Here is a 16,692-nt window from a genome sequence, read left to right on the forward strand (position 1 = left end):
CATGCCGACGAGCCTCGAAGACAGGCTGGAACTGCGCGAACTGGTCGACAACTGGGTCGTCTGGCGCGACGCCGGGGACTGGGATCGCTTCGCGACGGTCTGGCACCCGATCCAGGGGTGGATGACCGCCACCTGGTTCCAGGGGCCGGCCGCGGAGTTCATCGCGGTCAGCCGCGAGGGGTTCGACCGGGGCGTGAACATCCTGCACTTCCTGGGCGGGCACAGCGCCGACGTCGACGGCGACCGGGCCGTCGTCCAGACGAAGATGACGATCAGCCAGCGCGCGAGCGTCGACGGGGTCGAGGCCGACGTGGTGTGCACCGGCCGGTTCTACGACTTCTGCTGCCGCCACGAGGGCGCGTGGAAGATCGTGCGCAGGCAGCCGATCTACGAGAAGGACCGGCTCGACCCCGTCGACCCGTCCGCGCGGCTGGAGCTCGACACCGGACTGCTGAACCGGTTCCCGTCCGGATACCGCCATCTGGCCTACCTGCAGACCAAGGCGGGGTTCACGGTCAAGACCGGGCTGCCCGGGCTCACCGGAGAGGCCGTGCGCCGCCTGTACGACGAGGGCGCGAAATGGCTCGCGGGCTCGGCCACCGCGGGCGAGGTGAGCAAGGGATGAGCATGAAGCACCTCAACTGCAGCGCGAACACGCTGCGCCACGCCGACCTCCCCACCCGCATCACCGCGGCTGCCCAGGCCGGGTTCACCGGCATCGGATTGCGGGTGAGTGACTACCTCGGCACGGACCTGCCCGACGGGCGGATCCGCGACCTGCTCGACCAGCACGGTCTGCGGGTGCTCGAGCTGGAGCACAACTGGGACTGGGCGCTGGGCCCCGATCCGGTGGAGGAGGCCATGTTCCGGCTCGCCGACCGGATCGGGGTGCGGCACCTCAACCTCCCGATGTTCCAGGCGCACCCGCTGACCGACCTGGTGGAGCCGTTCGGCGCGCTGTGCGACCGCGCCGCCGAGCACGGCGTGCTGGTCGGCTTCGAGTTCCTCCCCTACAGCCACGTCCGCACGCTCGGCGAGGTGTGGGAGGTCGTCGCCGCGGCGGACCGGCGCAACGGCGGGATCACGCTCGACCTGTGGCACTGGTTCCGCTCCGGCGCCACGCCCGCCGATCTCGACGGCATCCCCGCCTCCGTGATCACCACGGTGCAGCTGTGCGACGTGCTGCCCGAACCGGGTCCCGACCTGACCGAGGAGGCCCGCCACCGGCGGCTGCTGCCCGGCCGCGGCGCCGGGGACACGCTCGCCGTGCTGGGCGCCCTGCGGGACCGCGGCGTCACCGCGCCGATGTCGGCGGAGGTCTTCTCCGACGAGCTCGACGCCCGCCCGGCGCGGGACGCGGCCCGGTTCGCCTTCGACGCCGCCACCGACGTCCTCGACCGCGCCGCATTCCCCGCGCCCCCCTGGACGATCAACCTCGAGGAGGGCCGATGACCGGCTTTTCGGAGGACACCTCGGCGGAGGTCGTCGCGGAGAGCTTCGCCGGCACCCCCGACCCACGCTTGAAGCAGGTCATGACGAGCCTCGTCAAGCACCTGCACGCGTTCGTCAAGGACGTCGAACTGACCGACGCGGAGTGGCAGCAGGCGATCGATTTCCTCACCGCGACCGGGCACACCTGCGACGACACCCGCCAGGAGTTCGTCCTGCTCTCCGACGTGCTCGGGGTGTCGATGCTGGTCGACGCGATCAACAACCGGAAATCCGCCGCCGCCACCGACACCACGGTCCTCGGCCCGTTCCACCTGGTCGACTCCCCGCCACGCGAGCTCGGCGCGAACATCTCGCTCGACGGCAACGGTGAGCCGTGCGTGTTCGCCGGGCAGGTCCGCTCGTCCGACGGAACCCCGCTGCCCGGCGCGCGAGTGGACGTGTGGCAGGCCAACGGCGCCGGGTTCTACGACGTGCAGCAACCCGGCGTGCAGCCGGAGCGCAACCTGCGCGGGCTGTTCGTCACCGACGAGCACGGCCGGTTCTGGCTGCGCACCGTGGTTCCCCGCTACTACCCGATCCCGGACGACGGGCCGGTCGGCCGGTTGCTCGCCGCCACCAGGCGGCACCCGAACCGGCCCGCGCACATCCACGTCATCGCCGACGCCCCGGGCCACGCGCCGCTCACCACCCACGTGTTCGTCGAAGGGAGCCCGTACCTGGACTCCGACACGGTGTTCGGGGTCAAGGAGTCACTGATCCGGCCCGTCACCGACGTCGACGATCCGGATCGCGCCGCGCGCTACGGGGTGGCGAACCCGTTCCGGCTCCTCGAATTCGACATCGTCCTGGATCGGGTTCGGTCATGACCCACGACTTCGTGCACGAGAGCCGCTCCGGCCGGGTCGTGTTCGCGGCGGGGGCGGTGAGCCGCCTGGCCGAGGAGGTCGAGCGCCTGGGCCTGCGCAGGCTGATCGTGGTGTGCACCCCGGAGCAGGCGGAGCTGGCCACCGAGCTCACGTCCCCGCTCGGCGGCCGGGTCGCGGCACTGCACGCGCACGCCGCCCCGCACGTGCCGGTCGCGGTCGCGGCGGCGGCGATCGCGCGCAGCCGGGACCTCGGCGCCGACGGATGTCTCGCCGTCGGTGGCGGCTCCGCCATCGGCCTGGCGAAGGCCATCGCCAAGGACACCGGGCTGCCCGTCGTCGCGGTGCCCACGACCTACGCCGGCTCGGAGATGACCCCGATCTGGGGCCTGACCGACGCCGGCCGCAAGACCACCGGCCGGGACCCCCGAGTGCTGCCGTCCACTGTGGTCTACGACCCGCGGCTGACCCTCACCCTGCCGGCGGCCCTGTCGCTCACCAGCGGGGTCAACGCCCTCGCGCACGCCGCCGAAGCCCTCTACGCCCCGGACGGTTCACCGGTCACCGCGTTGATGGCGGCCGAGTCGGCACGCGCGCTGGCCGCCGCGCTCCCCCGGGTGGCCGCCGATCCGCACGACCTCGACGCCCGATCGGAGGCCCTCTACGGGGCGTGGCTCGCCGGCAGCGTGCTGGGCGCGACCACGATGTCGTTGCACCACAAGCTGTGTCACATCCTCGGCGGCACGTTCGACCTGCCGCACGCCGAAATCCACACCGCGGTACTCCCGCACGTGCTCGCGGTCAACCTCCCGGCCGCGCCCCGGGCGCGGGCCGCGTTGCGGGCCGCGTTCGGGGCCGATGATCCGGCCGCGCACCTGTTCCGCCTCGCCAGTGATCTCGGCGCCGACATGTCGTTGAAGGCACTCGGGATGCCGGAGGACGGCGTGGACACCGTGGTGGCCCAAGCGCTGTCCGCGCCCTACGCCAATCCGAAGCCGGTGACGGAACACGATCTGCGAGCCATCCTCGGCGGCGCGCTCACCGGCTCCTGTCCCACGGAGGACACGTGACGAGTCTCGACCTGCAACACGTCATCGACCGCAACAAGGTCGGAGGCCTGCAGCGTAAAGTCCTGCTGCTCTGCCTGGGTGTGGTGGTCCTCGACGGCCTGGACCTCGCCGTCGTCGCTTACCTCGGCCCGCCCCTGCTCGCCGACTGGGGCCTGGCGAAGGCCCAGCTCGGGCCGGTGATCACGAGCGGGCTGCTCGGCATGGCGCTCGGGTCCCTGGTCGCCGGGCCGATCGCGGATCGCGTCGGCCGGCGCAAGGTCATCCTCGCTTCGATGGTCTTCTTCGGGGTGATGTGCGCGGCGACCGCGCTGGCCCCGGACGTGGTGTGGTTCTCGATCCTCCGCCTGCTCACCGGTTTCGGTCTCGGTGCCGCGCTGCCCAACGCGACGACGCTGGTCTCCGAGTACGCTCCCGTGCGGCGCCGGGGCACGATGATGGCGCTCACCTACTGCGGCCACACCCTCGGTGGCGCCATCGCCGGGTTCCTCACCAGCCTCGTCGTGCAGGTCGCGAGCTGGCACTGGGCGCTGGTCGCCGCCGGTGTCCTGCCGATCGCCTACGCCGTCGTCGTCTACTTCGCGTTGCCCGAGTCGCCGAAGTACCTCGCCCGCCAGGCCGGGCGGGAGGCCGAGCTGGTGGGCCTGGTGAACCGGATCGTGCCGGAGAACTTCCCGCCCGGCACCCGGTTCGCCCTCCACGAGCCGCCGGTGGAGGCGAAGGCCCGGGTCGCCGGGCTGGTGGCCCGCCGGTTCCGGCTGGGGACCGCCACCATCTGGATCGGCTTCAGCGCCGCGTTCTTCATCGTCTACCTGACGAACAGCTGGATGCCCATCCTGATGACCGACATCGGCTTCTCCCTGACCGCCGCCGCGACGATGGGGCTGCTGCTCCAGGCCGGTGGCACACTGGGCAACCTCGGGATCGGGTCGGCGATGGACCGCTTCGGCCTGCACCGCACGGTCGTCGCCGCCATGGGGTGCGCCTGCGCGATGTTCGTGCTGGTGGCCGTCGCGCCGCCGAACGTGCTGGTGCTCGGGACGCTGATGTTCGTGATGGGGGTGTTCACCAACACCTGCGGCACGGCCTTCCCGATCATCGGCGCCGCCTTCTACCCCACGAGCATCCGCGCCACCGGAACCAGCTGGGCGACCGGCGTCGCCCGGTTCGGGGCGATCGGCGGAGCGGCCATCGGCACGGTGCTCGTCGCCGCCGGTCTGGACTACCACCAGGTGTTCCTCTCGCTGCTCGTGCCCGGCGCCGTGTGCATCCTCGCCGTCGTCGTCAAGGGCAGGCGAGCCCGCGCACCCGAGGGCGAACCGGTCACCGGACGCCTCTCCGCACACAGCTGACCTCAGGAAAGGGACCCGATCATGCGACTGCGCGACAAGACCGCGCTGGTCACCGGCGCCTCCAGCGGGATGGGCCGCGCCACCGCCACGACGTTCGCCCGCGAGGGCGCGGCCGTGGTCGTCGCCGACATCAACGACGACGACGGCACCACCGTGGTCAAGGAAATTCAGGCCGGCGGCGGGCGGGCGCGCTACCTCCACCTGGACGTCACCGACGAAGGCTCCTGGACGACCGCGATCGACGAGGTCCTGGCGGAGTTGGGGCGGCTCGACGTGCTGGTCAACAACGCCGGGATCAGCGGCACCTTCGACCCCGACCTCACCAGCACCGCGTTCTTCGACCAGCTCATGCTGGTCAACGCCAAGGGTGTGTTCCTCGGCATCAAGCACGGCGCCGCCGCCATGGCCCGCACCGGCGGCGGCTCGATCGTCAACCTGTCCTCGATCTCGGCCTCGATCGGCCAGCTCGGCGTGCACCTCGGCTACGGGGCGTCCAAGGCGGCCGTGAAGTCGATGACCAGGACCGCCTCCGTGCATTACGCCGACGACGGGATCCGGGTCAACGCGGTGGCTCCGGGAATGCTCCCGCCGATGCGCACCTCCCGCAGCTCGGCCGACCCGGTGTGGCGGGCCCGGCAACTGGACGGGGTGCCGATGAAGCGGGCCGGCGAGGTGCGGGAGGTCGCCGACGTCGTCCTCTTCCTCGCCAGCGACGAGGCCTCCTACGTGACCGGTGTGGAGATCCTGGTCGACGGCGGGCTGACCGCCGTGTGACTCACCGCTGGGCGAGGAACGCCTCCACGGCGGCCACCACGTCCCCGGGTGCTTCCTCGGGAACGTAGTGACCGCCCGGGACGGCGTACCCGCGCACGGCCACGGGATCGGCGTGGTGCTCCTGCCAGACGCGCACCACGTCGGTCCCGCCGAGACCGCCCTCGGCGCCCCACAGCACGAGCAGCGGCGCCCGCACCCGCAGCCCCCGCGCGTGATCGGCCTGGTCACGGTCGAGGTCGGTGGAGAAGCCGGTCCGGTAGTCCTCGAAGGACGCTCGCAGGTGTCCCGGATCGCTGAACGCGGCGACGTAGTGCTCGAAGGTCCGCGCGTCCACGGCGCCGGATTCGAGGACCCGGGAGAAGAAGTGCCGCAGATACGCCTCGACGTTGCCGGCGACCAGTGTCGCCGCCAGCTCCGGGTTCCGGTGGAAGAACCAGTGCCACATGGCGCTCGCCGAGTCGCGGTCGAACGTGTCCATGACGACCCTGGTCGGCAGGATGTCCAGCAGCACCAGGGCATCGATGTCCGCGGGGTGGTCCAGGGCCCACCGGTGCGCGACGCGCGCGCCGCGATCGTGGCCGATCACCACCGCCGAGGAGAACCCCAGGTGGCGGATGAGGGCACTGAGATCGGCGGCGGTGGCGCGCTTGTCGTACTCCCCCGAGCGGGCCAGTCCCGAGTCACCGTACCCACGCAGATCCGGCACGATGAGCGTGCGCCCGCGGCTGAGCGGCTCCACCACGTGCCGCCAGCAGGCGTGCGTCTGCGGCCAGCCGTGCACCAGCACGGCGGCCTCGGGCCCGTCCCCGGCGACGCGGTAGGCCAGCTCGACGTCGTCGAGGCGCACCGATTCGCGAATATCCCACGGCATGTCTTCCCCTTGCGGTCACGGGAGTTCTCCCGGACCACAGTGCCCGCGCCGCTCAGGACACACCAAGCGGCGGTTGCCGCTCAGTGGCAGCGGGGTGCCGGGCGAGGAGCTCGTCGAGCCAGGAGCCCACGTCCGCGCAGTTCTGCCGGACCACCGCGAGGAACGCCGCGAGGACGGGCGAGGAATCGGTCACCCGGAACGACATCTGCAGATCCGGCAACCGGAACCGGGGTTCGACGTCGCAGAACCAGACGTCGTCGCGAGCGAGGAGCCGCATCCGGGCCGGCCCGAGCCCGACCCCGGCGCAGCACGCGGCGAGCCCGGCGATCGTGTGGATGTCCCGGGCGATCGTGGCGGCGTCGAGGACGGCCGCGTCGGCCTCGAACAGTGGTCGCAGGTAGGTGCCGGCCGCGTCCGCGCTGACCACGAGCGGCTCGCGGGTCAGCTGCTCGACGCCGACGGACGGGCGCCCGGCGAAGGGGTGCATCGTGGACACCACGGCCACCAGGTGGTCCGCCCCGATGGGCACCGTGACCAGGTCCTCCGCCCCGGCGCCCCGGGGGCTGCCCCGCCCGACGGCCACATCCAGCTCGCCGGCGAGCAACGCCGCCGACGCGGCGGGGCTGTCCAGCTCCTGCAGGGTGAGCCGGACGTCCGGATGGGTCCTGCGGAAGCGGCCGATCACGCCGGGCAGCGGGGCGAGCAGCGCGGATCCGAGGAACCCGATCCGGAGCCGCCCGGTTTCCCCGCGCGCGGCGCGGCCGGCGTCGATCCGGGCCAGGTTCATCTCGGCGAGCGCGCTGCGTGCCCTGGCGAGGAAGGCCTCACCGGCGGCGGTGGGGAAGACCCCGCGTGCCGTGCGGTCGAACAGCCGCTCGCCGATCTCCCGTTCCAGCGCGGCGATCTGGGTGGACAGCGGTGGCTGGGCGATGCCGAGCGAGGCGGCGGCGCGGCCGAAGTGCTGGTGCTCGGCCAGCGCCAGGGCGTAGCGGAGGTGACGGGCTTCCACGAGCGCGATGATACGGAGGAAGTATCGCGGGCGGCGCTGTGAGATATCGCGGTGGATGACGTGGGTCCCGGTGCGGTGATCTGGTCCGGTCCCCTCGATCGACTACCTCCGAAGGACTTCCCGTGAACCGTCCCTCCGCCTGCGAAACCGTCGTCCTGCTGGTGCACGGCGCGTGGCACTCCGCATTGCACTGGGCGCCCGCCCAGCGGGCCCTCGCCGGGCACGGCCTGGCGTCGGTGGCCGTCGACCTGCCCGGAGCGGGGCTCGGCGCCCCGGTCCCGCCCGGGTACTTCCTGCCCGGCCAGCCCGGGCTCGCCACCGAGAAGTCGGCGCTGCACGAGATCACGATGCAACACGCGACGGACGTGGTGCTCGAGGCGATGGTCAGCGCGCGCACGCGCTACCGGAACGTGGTCCTGGTCGCGCACAGCGCCGGCGGATCACCGGTGTCGGCCGCCGCCGAGCCGGCCCCCGAGCTGGTCGACCGGCTGGTGTACCTGTCCGCGTTCGTGCCCGCGGGCAGGCCCCGGTTCGCCGACTACATCGGCGCGGAGGAGAACGCCGGCGCCGTCCAGGTTCCGCCCGTCGCCGACCCGGCGGAGCTCGGCGCGTTCCGGATCAACCCGCTGTCGCCCGATCCGGCCGTGACCGAGGTGATCCGCCGGGCCTTCCTCAACGACCTGCCCGCGGACCAGCCGGACACCTGGCGCCACTTCCTGCACCCGGACCACCCGTACCGCAGCTTCACCACGCCGGTCGAGGTCACGCCCGGGCGCTGGGGACGTCTCCCGCGCTCCTACGTCAGGCTGACCGGCGACCTCGCCCTGCCGCCCGTCACCCAGGACCTGATGATCGCCGAGGCCGACCGGGTCACGCCGGACAACCCGTTCCACGTGCGGTCCCTGCCCGGCGGCCACTCACCGTTCGTGACCCGTCCGGCGGAACTGGCGGCGCTGCTCGCGACCATCGCCCTGCAGGGCGCGGTGACCCGGTGACGCCGGCGCTGCGGCGGCGGCTCCTCCTGCCGGTCATCCTGTCCGGCACGTTCGTCCAGCTGTTCAGCGTGACGGTCCTGCAGGTCGGTGTCCTCGACGTCCGGCGGGATCTGGGTGCCGGAGCCGGCGAAACCCAGCTGGTTCTCGCCGGCTACACCCTCACCTACGCCTGTTCCCTGATCGTGTCGGCCCGGTTGGGTGACCGGTACGGGTACCGGCGGATGTTCGTCGCCGGGATGGCGTTGTTCACCGCCGCCTCCCTCGGTGCGGCCGCGGCGCCCGGGGCGTGGGTGCTGATCGCCTGCCGCCTGGTGCAGGGCTTCGGCAGCGGGCTCATGGCGCCGCAGATCCTGTCGATCATCCAGTCGGCGGTGCCCGCGCCCCGCCGGCCCGCGGCACTGAGCGCGTTCGGCGCGACCATGGCGGCGGCCTCGCTCGCGGGCCCGGTGCTCGGCGGCGTGCTGATCCAGCTCGACCCGCTGGGGCTGGGCTGGCGGGCGGCCATGCTGGTGACGGTGCCGATCGGGCTCCTGGCCCTCGCCCTGTCCCCCGTCCTGCCGACCGTCCACACCGGACAGGTCCGGGCACGGGTCGATCCGGTCGGGGCGGTGCTGAGCCTGCTGGGTTTCGCGCTGCTGATCTTCCCGCTGGCCGTGGGGCGGGAGGCGGGGTGGCCACTGTGGACCTGGGTGAGCCTCGCGCTGGCGGTGGTCATCCTGGCCGGTTTCGCGGTCTCCCAGCGCCGGGTGCCCGCTCCCCTGGTGCATCCGTCCACCATGGCCGAGCCGGCGACGAGGTGGGGGCTCGGTGTCGTCCTGGTCTTCAACGCGGGCGTGCCGTCGTTCACGCTGCTGCTGTCGATGCACCTGCAGGGCGCGGCAGGCTGGAGCCCCCTGCAGGCCGGGCTCGGCGTCACCCCGTACGCCCTCGGCGCGCTGGCGGGCAGCGGGATCGCGCAACGGCTGGGCGGGCGTGCCGGCCCCGGCGTCCTCGCCGCGTCGTCCCTCACCCTGGGGCTCGTGTCGCTCGCCGTCCCGGTGACTCTCGGCCACCACGGTCTGCTGTGGACGTACTGGCTGGCTCTCGCCCTCGGCGGCGCCGGTTTCGGGCTGTTCACCGCTTCCGCGTTCGCCCAGGTGATCGCCAGGGTCCGGCCCGAGGCCGCCACCTCGGTCTCCGGCCTGCTCCCGACCGCGCAGCAACTGGGCGGGACGCTGGGCGTCACGCTGGCCGGCATCGCCTACGCGGCATCCGCCCCGGACGCCGGCGGAGCACTGTGGCACGCGATGACCTACGAGGCCGCGGTGTTCACCCTCGCCGCCGCGTGCGCCATCGGACTGGCCCGCAAGGCACCGGGCAGTGCGCCGTCCGGGCGGATGCCAGCGGCGGCCGGCCTTCCCCCGCCGTTGACCGCATCCCGCGGCCGTGGTCACGCGCCAGCCCGTAGCGGACGGAGCTGGCGTGCCGGATCGCCTCCTGCTCGTCGCCGACCCGCTGGACCGTGATGACCGGACCGAACCCCTCGTCGGTGACGATCTCGTCGCCCTGCCACCACCGTCGGCGCGTAGCAGAACCCGCCGTCCCCGGCCCGCGAAACTCCACTGTGGACCCGTCCGTGATCCGGGAGCCGGTCGAGGAACCTGATTCTCATCGTGGGCGCGAGCGCCGCGCCCACCCGGTCAGGAATGTCAGGCCGGGTCGGGTGCGTAGAACTTGGTGGTGGCCTCGACCGCGGCCGCGACGTGCTCCGGGTCGCCACCGGCGGCCAACTGAGCCTCGCCCCAGGCCGCGGCGCTGCGCCGGCTGAACTCGCGTCCTTCGGGCGACTTCTCGAACTCCTCGTGGTCGGCGCTCCCGCCATCGGCCAGGAGCCGGGCCAGGGTGAGCAGCGCCAGGTCCCAGCCGACGCCGCCGGCGCCCGGGCCGTAGGTGGGGAAGGAGGGCTCACCGACGACCGCTGCGTGGATCAGCTCGAACTCGGTGTCGCCGGCGGGACCCGGGGCCAGGCGCACCTCGACCTCGCTCGTGCCGGGCCAGGCGTCGGCGTCCGGGCCGTAGAGCCAGGACACCTTGAGCAGCCGCGGCGGCTCACACCGGAGGATTTCGCCGTGCTCACCGCCGGCCAACTCGTACTTCCCGCCAAGCCGGAGGTCTCCGGTGACCGGCCTCAACCAGCGGCGCAGCCGCTCGGGGTTGGTGATGGCGTCCCAGACGTCGTCGATCTCCGCGTCATACCGGCGCCGCAGCTCCACGGTGTACGCCTCGCCGGCCGGCACGCTGCCCTTGCCCATGACCCGGCGCACGGCGGCCAGCTCGTCCAGTACGTCCTTCATGTCATGTCCTCTCGGTGGATGGATCGGGGCTGTGCCCGGCCGGCCGGGTGGGCGCCTCACCGGCCCGGGACCGGCGTGCGCGCTTGCCCCGGGTCAGCTCGGTGCCGAGGGCGTCGAGGCGTTGTTCCCAATACCGGCGGAACCGGTCCAGCCACGCATCGACCTCGCGCAGCGGCGCGGGCTCCACCGTGTAGAACCGGCGAGCACCCTCGGCCCGGACCGACGCGAACCCGCTGTCCCGCAACACACGCAGATGCTGGGAGACAGCGGGCTGGGAAATGCCGAACTCGGCCCGGATGACATCCGTGACCGCCCCGGAGGTCTGCTCACCGTCGGCGAGCAGCTCGAGAATGCGCCGGCGTACGGGGTCGCCGAGGATGTCGAACGCGTGCACACCGAGATCCTACCGGGGCGGGCTAATATAAATCAAGGCTGATACATGATGTCGACCAGGACCTCCAGGGCGAGGCGGAGTTGGTCGTCACTCCACCGGAACGAAGTCACCGCCCGCCCGAGCGGCGGCAAGATCCGCGCAGGTGCGCACGCTGGCCATGAAACGCCCCTGGAAAGACGAGCACGAACTTCGATCCGTCATTCCCACGCAGAACGGCTTTCGCCCTCAGGCTGCCGAGAAACTCGACGATATCGCGCTCGATCTCCTCCGCGAATTCGCGTTGATCGTCCAGCGAAATGTCGTACAGGTCGGTGTCGATGTCGTAGGTGGCACTCCTGCCGGTCACTGGATCCCGCGCCTGGAACGTCGACCCGAGCCAGCTTCGCGGCTCGACGACTACGGTGGCCTGCCACGTCGGTCCCGCGAGCTGCCACGTGGACCCGCTGCCGGTCTCTTCGGTGACGACCGCCCACGTGGTCGCTACCTGGAGCTCGCGGAGGGAATCAAGGAGCCGATCGCCCACTCCGGATGTCACGTACTCACCATTTCCCAGAAGGGGGCGCGGTGGCCGGCGCCGGCCCGGCTGCTGGCCGGCGCCGGCCACTGTGGACGCCGTCGTCACCTCGGCGGCGTGGCCACCGAGGCGTCAGATCAGGTACAGCCAGTACTTCTGGCTGGACGGGCCGGCGTGCGGGCCCGTGCAGGCGTAGCGGTACGCCTTGCCGGCGTGCACGTACTGGAAACCGGCGGTCTCGCACGCGGACTTGGTGGCGTACTTGGCGTACGGGTCCTGCGCGGACGCTGTGCCGGCGCCCGCCAGCAGCATGCCGGCAGCAGCCGAGGTGACCACTGCCGTCGTCAGAATTCGCTTCACTCGCATTCCCTTCGGTCGGCGTTGATGATCATCATGCCAGCACAGCTGCCGGCGATCTCACCGTGCATCCGGTGGTGCAGCGCCGGCGCTCGAGCGTCAGAAGCGCTGGTGGTCGGCGGCGGAGAGCGTCGCGGCCCATTCCGTGGACCACCGGGCGAGCGGGCGCAGCGCGCGGTGGGCGCCGTGGCCCAGCTCGGTGAGGGCGTAGGTGCTGTCCGGCTGCTGCTCGACCAGGGCGGCATCGAGCAGCTCGGTCAGCCGTTGCCGCAGCACGCTGGAGGACATGTTGTCGCAGCGCTCCTGCAACGCACGGAACCCGACCGGCCCGTCTCGCAGTTCCCAGACGATCCGCAGGTTCCACCTGCGGCCGAACAGGTCGAGGGCGGCCATCAGCGGCCGGCCGGTGCTCGACCCTCGCACCGGGCGGCCCGGTCTGGGTGCAGCCATCCGTCGTACCGTCCCCTCTTGCGGCTTCGATATCCGACACACTATCGTGCGTCCCACTGATTCGATTTTCGAAGCACTTGGAGGTTGTCGTGCACAAGCTGGTGGTCCTGTATCCCGAGCCCACCGACCCCGGCCACTTCCGCGACTACTACGTGAACCACCACCTGCCGCTGGCCACGCGCATGCCCGGCCTGCTGGCGTGGCGCTACAGCTTCGAAGTGGCAGCGACGGAGGGACGAACACCGTACTTCGCGATCTTCGAAGCCGACTTCGCCGACGAAGCGGCGATGACCGCGGCGAGGACGTCTCCGGAGGGCCAGCAGGCGGCTGCCGATGTCCCCAACTACGCCACCGGTGGCGCGATCGTCATCCACTACCCGGTGCAGAACGACTGAGCGAGAACATCGAACAGGGAACCGTGATGAAGGCGTTGCTCATGTCCGGGCCGGCCGTGGACGGCAGTGCGACGAACGTGGCCGAGGTGCCCGCGCCGGAGCCCGGGCCGGGGCAGGTCGCCATCGACGTCGCCTACGCGGGGATCAACTTCATCGACGTCATGGCCCGCCGCGGGGACCCCGGCTACGCCTCCGGGTGGCCGTACGTCCCCGGGCTCGAAGTCGCCGGAACCATCCGCGCGGTCGGCGCCGGGGTGACCGGCAGGCAGATCGGGCAGCGGGTGGCCGCGTTCACCCCCGGCGGCGGCCTCGCGCAGGTCGCCCTCGCCGGCGCGGAGGTCACCGCGCCGGTGCCCGACGGCGTCGCGCTCGCGACGGCGGCGTCCGCGCGGCTCGTCGTGGCCACCGCCCTGCTCCTGCTCACCGAGCGGGCCCGGTTGCGGCCCGGCGAGACCGTGCTCATGCACTCCGCCAGCGGCGGGCTCGGCTCGGTCGTGAGCCAGGTGGCCACCGCATTGGGCGGCGCCCGCCGGATCGGGACCGTCGGCAGGCCGGACAAGATCGCCGACGGTCTCGCCGCGGGCTGGGACGACGTGTTCGCCCGCGACGGGGACCTGGCAGACGCCGTCCACACGATCGCCCCCGACGGTGTCGACGTCGTGCTCGACCCCACCGGCACCGCGCTGCTCGACCTCGACCTGAGCCTGCTCGCGCCGGGCGGACGTGTCGTGCTGTTCGGCAACGCCGGCGGTGGCACCCCGGCACCGCTCCCACCGGTGGGCCGCCTGATCGGTGACAACGCTGGGATCGTCGGCTTCAGCATGAGCCGGCTCATCGCCACCGACCCCCCGGGCCGCGGCCGAAGCGCTGACCACCGGACTGGACCTGATCGCCCAGGGCAGCCTCCGCCCCGGCGTCACCGTCGTCGGACTCGACCGCGTCGCGGCGATCCACGACCTCCTCAGCAAGGGACTCGGCCGCGGCAAGTACGTGGCGAAGATCGGGAACTGAGGCGGGCGCTGCGGGACACGGGCAACGGCGTCTGCCCGGACCGAGGCCCCACCGCTCCATCCGGGGTGTAGCGCACTGGTTGTCTGGACCTCTAGCGGGTGGCGGCCGGCAGGCGCAGGCTCCCGTCCTGGATTTCGGCGATCCGGTCGGCGGCGGCGAGGTGGGTGCGGTCGTGGGTGACCAGGATGGTGGCGGTGGCCTGCTGGTGGGTGAGGCGGGTGATCAGGTCGATGACGGCGCCGCCGCGTTCCTGGTCGAGTGCGCTGGTGGGTTCGTCGACCAGGAGGACGGTGGGGTCGTTCATCAGGGCGCGGGCGATGTTGACGCGCTGGCGCTGGCCGCCGGAGAGCTGGTGGGGGCGGCGCTGGGACTGGCCGGCCAGCCCGACCGCGTCGAGGAGTTCCAGGGCGCGGGTGCGGGCCTTGGCGGGGCTGCGGCCGTCGATCTGAGCCATGACCTGCAGCTGTTCGACGGTGGTGAGCGAGGGCAGCAGGTTCGGTTGCTGGAACACGATGCCGATCTTGTGGCGGCGCAGGGTGGCGAGTTCGCCGCGGCTCATACCGGTGGTGTCGGTGCCGTCGATGGTGATCGTGCCGGCGTCGGGGGTGATGAGGGTGGCGGCTACGGCCAGGAGGCTGGACTTCCCGGAGCCGGAGGGGCCGACTACGGCGGTGAGGCTGCCCTCGGGGACGTCGAGCGTGACGTGGTCGAGGGCGGTCAGGCGGGTGTCGCCGTCGGGGTAGGTGAGGGTGATGTCGGTCAGGTTGAGGCTCATCGTGCGCTCCCCAGGGCGGTCAGCGGGTCGACGGAGGTGATGCGGCGGATGGACAGGGCGGCTCCGAGCGCGCCGAGGAGGATCATCACGGCGGCCGGGATCAGGACGGTGGCGGGTGTGAGGAGGAACGGCACCGCGGCGCCGGCCACGAGTGCGCCGAGGGCGACGGCGAGGCCGGTGCCGATCAGGGTGCCGCCGGCGCGCAGGACGACGGCCTGGCCGAGGGCGTCTTCGAGCAGGCTGGCGGTGGAGGCGCCCAGGGCCTTCAGGACGGCGACGTCGCCGCTGCGCTGGATGGTCCACACGGTGAAGAAGGCCCCCATGACGAGGGCGGAGATGGCGAACAGGAAGCCGCGCATCAGCTGCAGGGAGCCGTTTTCCGAGGCGTAGGAACCGATCGCGGACAGCGAATCGTCCTTGGTGACCGTCTGGGTGCCCGCGGCCTCGTCGGCGGCTGCCGTATCGGCGCCGGAGGTGGTGGTCAGGGCGATGACGGTCGCGGCGGGGCCCTCGCCGTCAGCGGTGGGAGGCGCGGTCTTGCGCCAGGTGCCGAGGCTGATCCAGATGACCGGGGTGTGGCTGAAGGACGCCTCGCCGGACACGGCGGCGACCGTAAGTCGCTGCCCGGCCAGGGTGAAGGTGTCGCCGGGGGCGAGGCCGAGGTCGGCGGCGGCCGGGGTGGACAACACCGCGGAATCGCCGGTGATCTTGCTGCTGTCGGGGGCCAGGCGGGAACCGGGCCGGACCCCGAAGGCGGAGACGCTTGTGCTGGTGCCGGCGGTGGTGGCCGTGGTGGTGGTGATGCCCAGCGGTTCGGCGCTGGTGACACCGGGGGTCGTGGCCCACTGCCGCCACTGTCGTTCCGTGACCGTGGAGTCGGCGTAGGACAGGTCCCCTCCGCCGCGGGGAGCCTGGAAGACGATCTTGTCGGCAGGCAGGCTGGTGATGGCGGAGATGTTCTGCCGGCCCAGGCCGGCGGTCAGGCCGGACAGCAGCCCGACCAGCAGGGTGATGAGCACGATGACGGTGCCCATCAGGGCGAAACGCCCCTTGGCGAACTTCAGATCTCTCCAGGCGACGAACACGGCGGGGGGCCTGTCCTTTCCGGTGATGGCATCGGGATGGCTCCACTGTCGCCGCTGGTCCCCGGTGTGCGCGTCTGGCGCAGGACGGCACTTCGCGGGCCGGAAGACGGCACGCGGGTTATCACTTTCGATAGAGGCGGCCTCGCGGTCGGTGTCCGTATGCTGGAAGCCACTGTGGATACCGCCGCTCCTGCCCCGACCCCGGCGCTGCGGGCCCTGGCCTGGTGCCTGCACCTGCTGATCATCGGCCTGCTCGTGCTGGCCGCCGCCCGCGCCGTGGTCGACAGCCGGCCGCACGCCGCGACGACCGTCGCCGTAGCGGTGGTGTGCGCCGGGGTGTCCGCGGCCGGGCCGCTCGTGGCGCGCATCCGCCGCTCCCGTCCGGCGGCGGCCTGGTGGCTGGCGGTCGTCGGCGCGTGCTGGCTGGGGCTGCTGGTCCTGTCCGCCGACGGGGTCTGGGTGGCGTTCCCGCTGTACTTTCTCCAGCTCCACCTGCTGCCGCGCCGCGCCGGCCTGACCGCCGTCGCGGCGACCGCGCTCATCGCGATCAGCGCGTTCGCCGCCCACACCGGCTCCGTCAGCGTCGCCATGGTGATCGGTCCCGCGCTCGGCGCCGCCGTCGCGGTCGCGGTGGTGTGGGGATACCAGGCCCTGTACCGGGAGAGCGAACAGCGCCGCAGGCTGATCGAGGAGCTCACCGCCACCCGGGCCGACCTGGCCGCCGCCCAGCACACCGCCGGGGTGCTGGCGGAACGCGAACGTCTGGCGCGCGAGATCCACGACACCCTCGCCCAGGGCCTGTCCAGCATCCAGCTGCTGCTGCGCGCCGCCGAACGCGCCCTGCCCGGCACACCCGGGAACGCCGCCCGCCACGTGGACCAGGCCCGTCAGGCCACAGTGGACAGCCTCACCGAAGCGCGCCGCTTCGTCGCCGCCCTCACCCCGCCCGCCCTGGACAGCAACACCTTGGCCGGCGCGCTGGAGCGCCTGTGCGC

General features: G+C 72.3%; 20 protein-coding genes and 1 pseudogene. 11 read left to right on the forward strand and 10 right to left on the reverse strand.

The window, feature by feature from the left end; all coding sequences use genetic code 11:
- Position 1: 1 nt before the first annotated feature.
- The 6 genes from D0D28_RS11795 to D0D28_RS11820 are packed head-to-tail and all read left to right on the forward strand — an operon-like array spanning position 2 to position 5,508.
- Positions 2 to 625: a nuclear transport factor 2 family protein gene (locus tag D0D28_RS11795; protein ID WP_116110605.1), complete on the forward strand. Its 624-nt coding sequence runs from the start codon at positions 2 to 4 to the stop codon at positions 623 to 625.
- Positions 622 to 1,452, forward strand: a complete 831-nt coding sequence (locus tag D0D28_RS11800; protein ID WP_162831045.1) for a sugar phosphate isomerase/epimerase family protein — start codon at positions 622 to 624, stop codon at positions 1,450 to 1,452. The genes D0D28_RS11795 and D0D28_RS11800 overlap by 4 nt, the downstream gene beginning before the upstream one ends.
- A complete protein-coding gene (locus D0D28_RS11805) occupies positions 1,449 to 2,318 on the forward strand; it encodes an intradiol ring-cleavage dioxygenase (RefSeq protein ID WP_094007581.1) in 870 nt (289 codons plus the stop codon). The genes D0D28_RS11800 and D0D28_RS11805 overlap by 4 nt, the downstream gene beginning before the upstream one ends.
- Positions 2,315 to 3,385, forward strand: coding sequence for a maleylacetate reductase (locus D0D28_RS11810; RefSeq protein ID WP_116110607.1), 1,071 nt, complete (start codon positions 2,315 to 2,317; stop codon positions 3,383 to 3,385). The genes D0D28_RS11805 and D0D28_RS11810 overlap by 4 nt, the downstream gene beginning before the upstream one ends.
- Complete coding sequence (locus D0D28_RS11815; protein ID WP_116110608.1) at positions 3,382 to 4,734, forward strand: MFS transporter; 1,353 nt, start codon at positions 3,382 to 3,384, stop codon at positions 4,732 to 4,734. The genes D0D28_RS11810 and D0D28_RS11815 overlap by 4 nt, the downstream gene beginning before the upstream one ends.
- 21 nt (positions 4,735 to 4,755) lie before the next feature.
- On the forward strand, positions 4,756 to 5,508 hold the full coding sequence (locus D0D28_RS11820; RefSeq protein ID WP_116110609.1) for an SDR family NAD(P)-dependent oxidoreductase: 753 nt from the start codon (positions 4,756 to 4,758) through the stop codon (positions 5,506 to 5,508).
- 1 nt (position 5,509) lies between these two features.
- Here D0D28_RS11820 and D0D28_RS11825 read toward each other — a convergent pair whose 3' ends face one another.
- Positions 5,510 to 6,379 carry an alpha/beta fold hydrolase gene (locus D0D28_RS11825; RefSeq protein WP_094007585.1) on the reverse strand — a complete coding sequence of 290 codons (870 nt, stop codon included), beginning with the start codon at positions 6,377 to 6,379 and terminating at the stop codon, positions 5,510 to 5,512.
- A gap of 52 nt (positions 6,380 to 6,431) precedes the next feature.
- Positions 6,432 to 7,388, reverse strand: coding sequence for a LysR family transcriptional regulator (locus D0D28_RS11830; RefSeq protein ID WP_116110610.1), 957 nt, complete (start codon positions 7,386 to 7,388; stop codon positions 6,432 to 6,434).
- Positions 7,389 to 7,510: 122 nt separating this feature from the next.
- Here D0D28_RS11830 and D0D28_RS11835 point away from each other — a divergent pair, with 122 nt between their 5' ends.
- Both D0D28_RS11835 and D0D28_RS11840 read left to right on the forward strand, forming a co-directional pair.
- Positions 7,511 to 8,383: an alpha/beta hydrolase gene (locus tag D0D28_RS11835; protein WP_116110611.1), complete on the forward strand. Its 873-nt coding sequence runs from the start codon at positions 7,511 to 7,513 to the stop codon at positions 8,381 to 8,383.
- Positions 8,380 to 9,888 (forward strand): MFS transporter, encoded by a 1,509-nt coding sequence (locus tag D0D28_RS11840; protein WP_116110612.1) that lies wholly within the window; start codon positions 8,380 to 8,382, stop codon positions 9,886 to 9,888. Before D0D28_RS11835 ends, D0D28_RS11840 begins: the two co-directional genes overlap by 4 nt.
- On the opposite strand, the pseudogene D0D28_RS36710 reads toward D0D28_RS11840, so the two are convergent.
- From D0D28_RS36710 to D0D28_RS11870, 6 genes and pseudogenes are all read right to left on the reverse strand, one after another.
- Positions 9,869 to 9,985 (reverse strand): annotated as a pseudogene (locus tag D0D28_RS36710) (hypothetical protein); the annotation flags it as partial. The gene D0D28_RS11840 and the pseudogene D0D28_RS36710 overlap by 20 nt on opposite strands.
- An 86-nt stretch (positions 9,986 to 10,071) precedes the next feature.
- Positions 10,072 to 10,716, reverse strand: a complete 645-nt coding sequence (locus D0D28_RS11850; protein ID WP_240323179.1) for an SRPBCC domain-containing protein — start codon at positions 10,714 to 10,716, stop codon at positions 10,072 to 10,074.
- Between the two features lies 1 nt (position 10,717).
- Positions 10,718 to 11,110 (reverse strand): ArsR/SmtB family transcription factor, encoded by a 393-nt coding sequence (locus D0D28_RS11855; protein WP_116110613.1) that lies wholly within the window; start codon positions 11,108 to 11,110, stop codon positions 10,718 to 10,720.
- Between the two features lie 106 nt (positions 11,111 to 11,216).
- A complete protein-coding gene (locus D0D28_RS11860) occupies positions 11,217 to 11,645 on the reverse strand; it encodes a hypothetical protein (protein WP_162831038.1) in 429 nt (142 codons plus the stop codon).
- Between the two features lie 111 nt (positions 11,646 to 11,756).
- Positions 11,757 to 11,984 (reverse strand): hypothetical protein, encoded by a 228-nt coding sequence (locus D0D28_RS11865; protein WP_143266228.1) that lies wholly within the window; start codon positions 11,982 to 11,984, stop codon positions 11,757 to 11,759.
- A 96-nt stretch (positions 11,985 to 12,080) separates the two neighbouring features.
- The gene (locus tag D0D28_RS11870) at positions 12,081 to 12,431 is read right to left on the reverse strand and encodes a winged helix-turn-helix transcriptional regulator (protein ID WP_094007592.1); all 351 of its coding nucleotides are present in this window, start codon (positions 12,429 to 12,431) and stop codon (positions 12,081 to 12,083) included.
- Between the two features lie 89 nt (positions 12,432 to 12,520).
- Between D0D28_RS11870 and D0D28_RS11875 the strand changes: the two genes are divergently transcribed.
- Entirely contained in the window at positions 12,521 to 12,826 is a 306-nt protein-coding gene (locus tag D0D28_RS11875) for an EthD family reductase (protein ID WP_094007593.1), read from the forward strand.
- Positions 12,827 to 12,852: 26 nt separating this feature from the next.
- A complete protein-coding gene (locus D0D28_RS11880; RefSeq protein ID WP_205413237.1) occupies positions 12,853 to 13,908 on the forward strand; it encodes a quinone oxidoreductase family protein in 1,056 nt (351 codons plus the stop codon).
- A 20-nt stretch (positions 13,909 to 13,928) separates the two neighbouring features.
- Here D0D28_RS11880 and D0D28_RS11885 read toward each other — a convergent pair whose 3' ends face one another.
- Both D0D28_RS11885 and D0D28_RS11890 read right to left on the reverse strand, forming a co-directional pair.
- Positions 13,929 to 14,612 carry an ABC transporter ATP-binding protein gene (locus D0D28_RS11885; protein WP_116110614.1) on the reverse strand — a complete coding sequence of 228 codons (684 nt, stop codon included), beginning with the start codon at positions 14,610 to 14,612 and terminating at the stop codon, positions 13,929 to 13,931.
- The gene (locus D0D28_RS11890) at positions 14,609 to 15,697 is read right to left on the reverse strand and encodes an ABC transporter permease (RefSeq protein ID WP_116110615.1); all 1,089 of its coding nucleotides are present in this window, start codon (positions 15,695 to 15,697) and stop codon (positions 14,609 to 14,611) included. Before D0D28_RS11890 ends, D0D28_RS11885 begins: the two co-directional genes overlap by 4 nt.
- 159 nt (positions 15,698 to 15,856) lie before the next feature.
- Here D0D28_RS11890 and D0D28_RS11895 point away from each other — a divergent pair.
- The coding region (locus D0D28_RS11895; protein WP_205413238.1) for a sensor histidine kinase at positions 15,857 to 16,692 on the forward strand (836 nt) is incomplete at its 3' end.

This window comes from Amycolatopsis ruanii, from assembly GCF_003385175.1.
GTDB classification, from domain to species: Bacteria; Actinomycetota; Actinomycetes; order Mycobacteriales; family Pseudonocardiaceae; genus Amycolatopsis_E; species Amycolatopsis_E thermalba.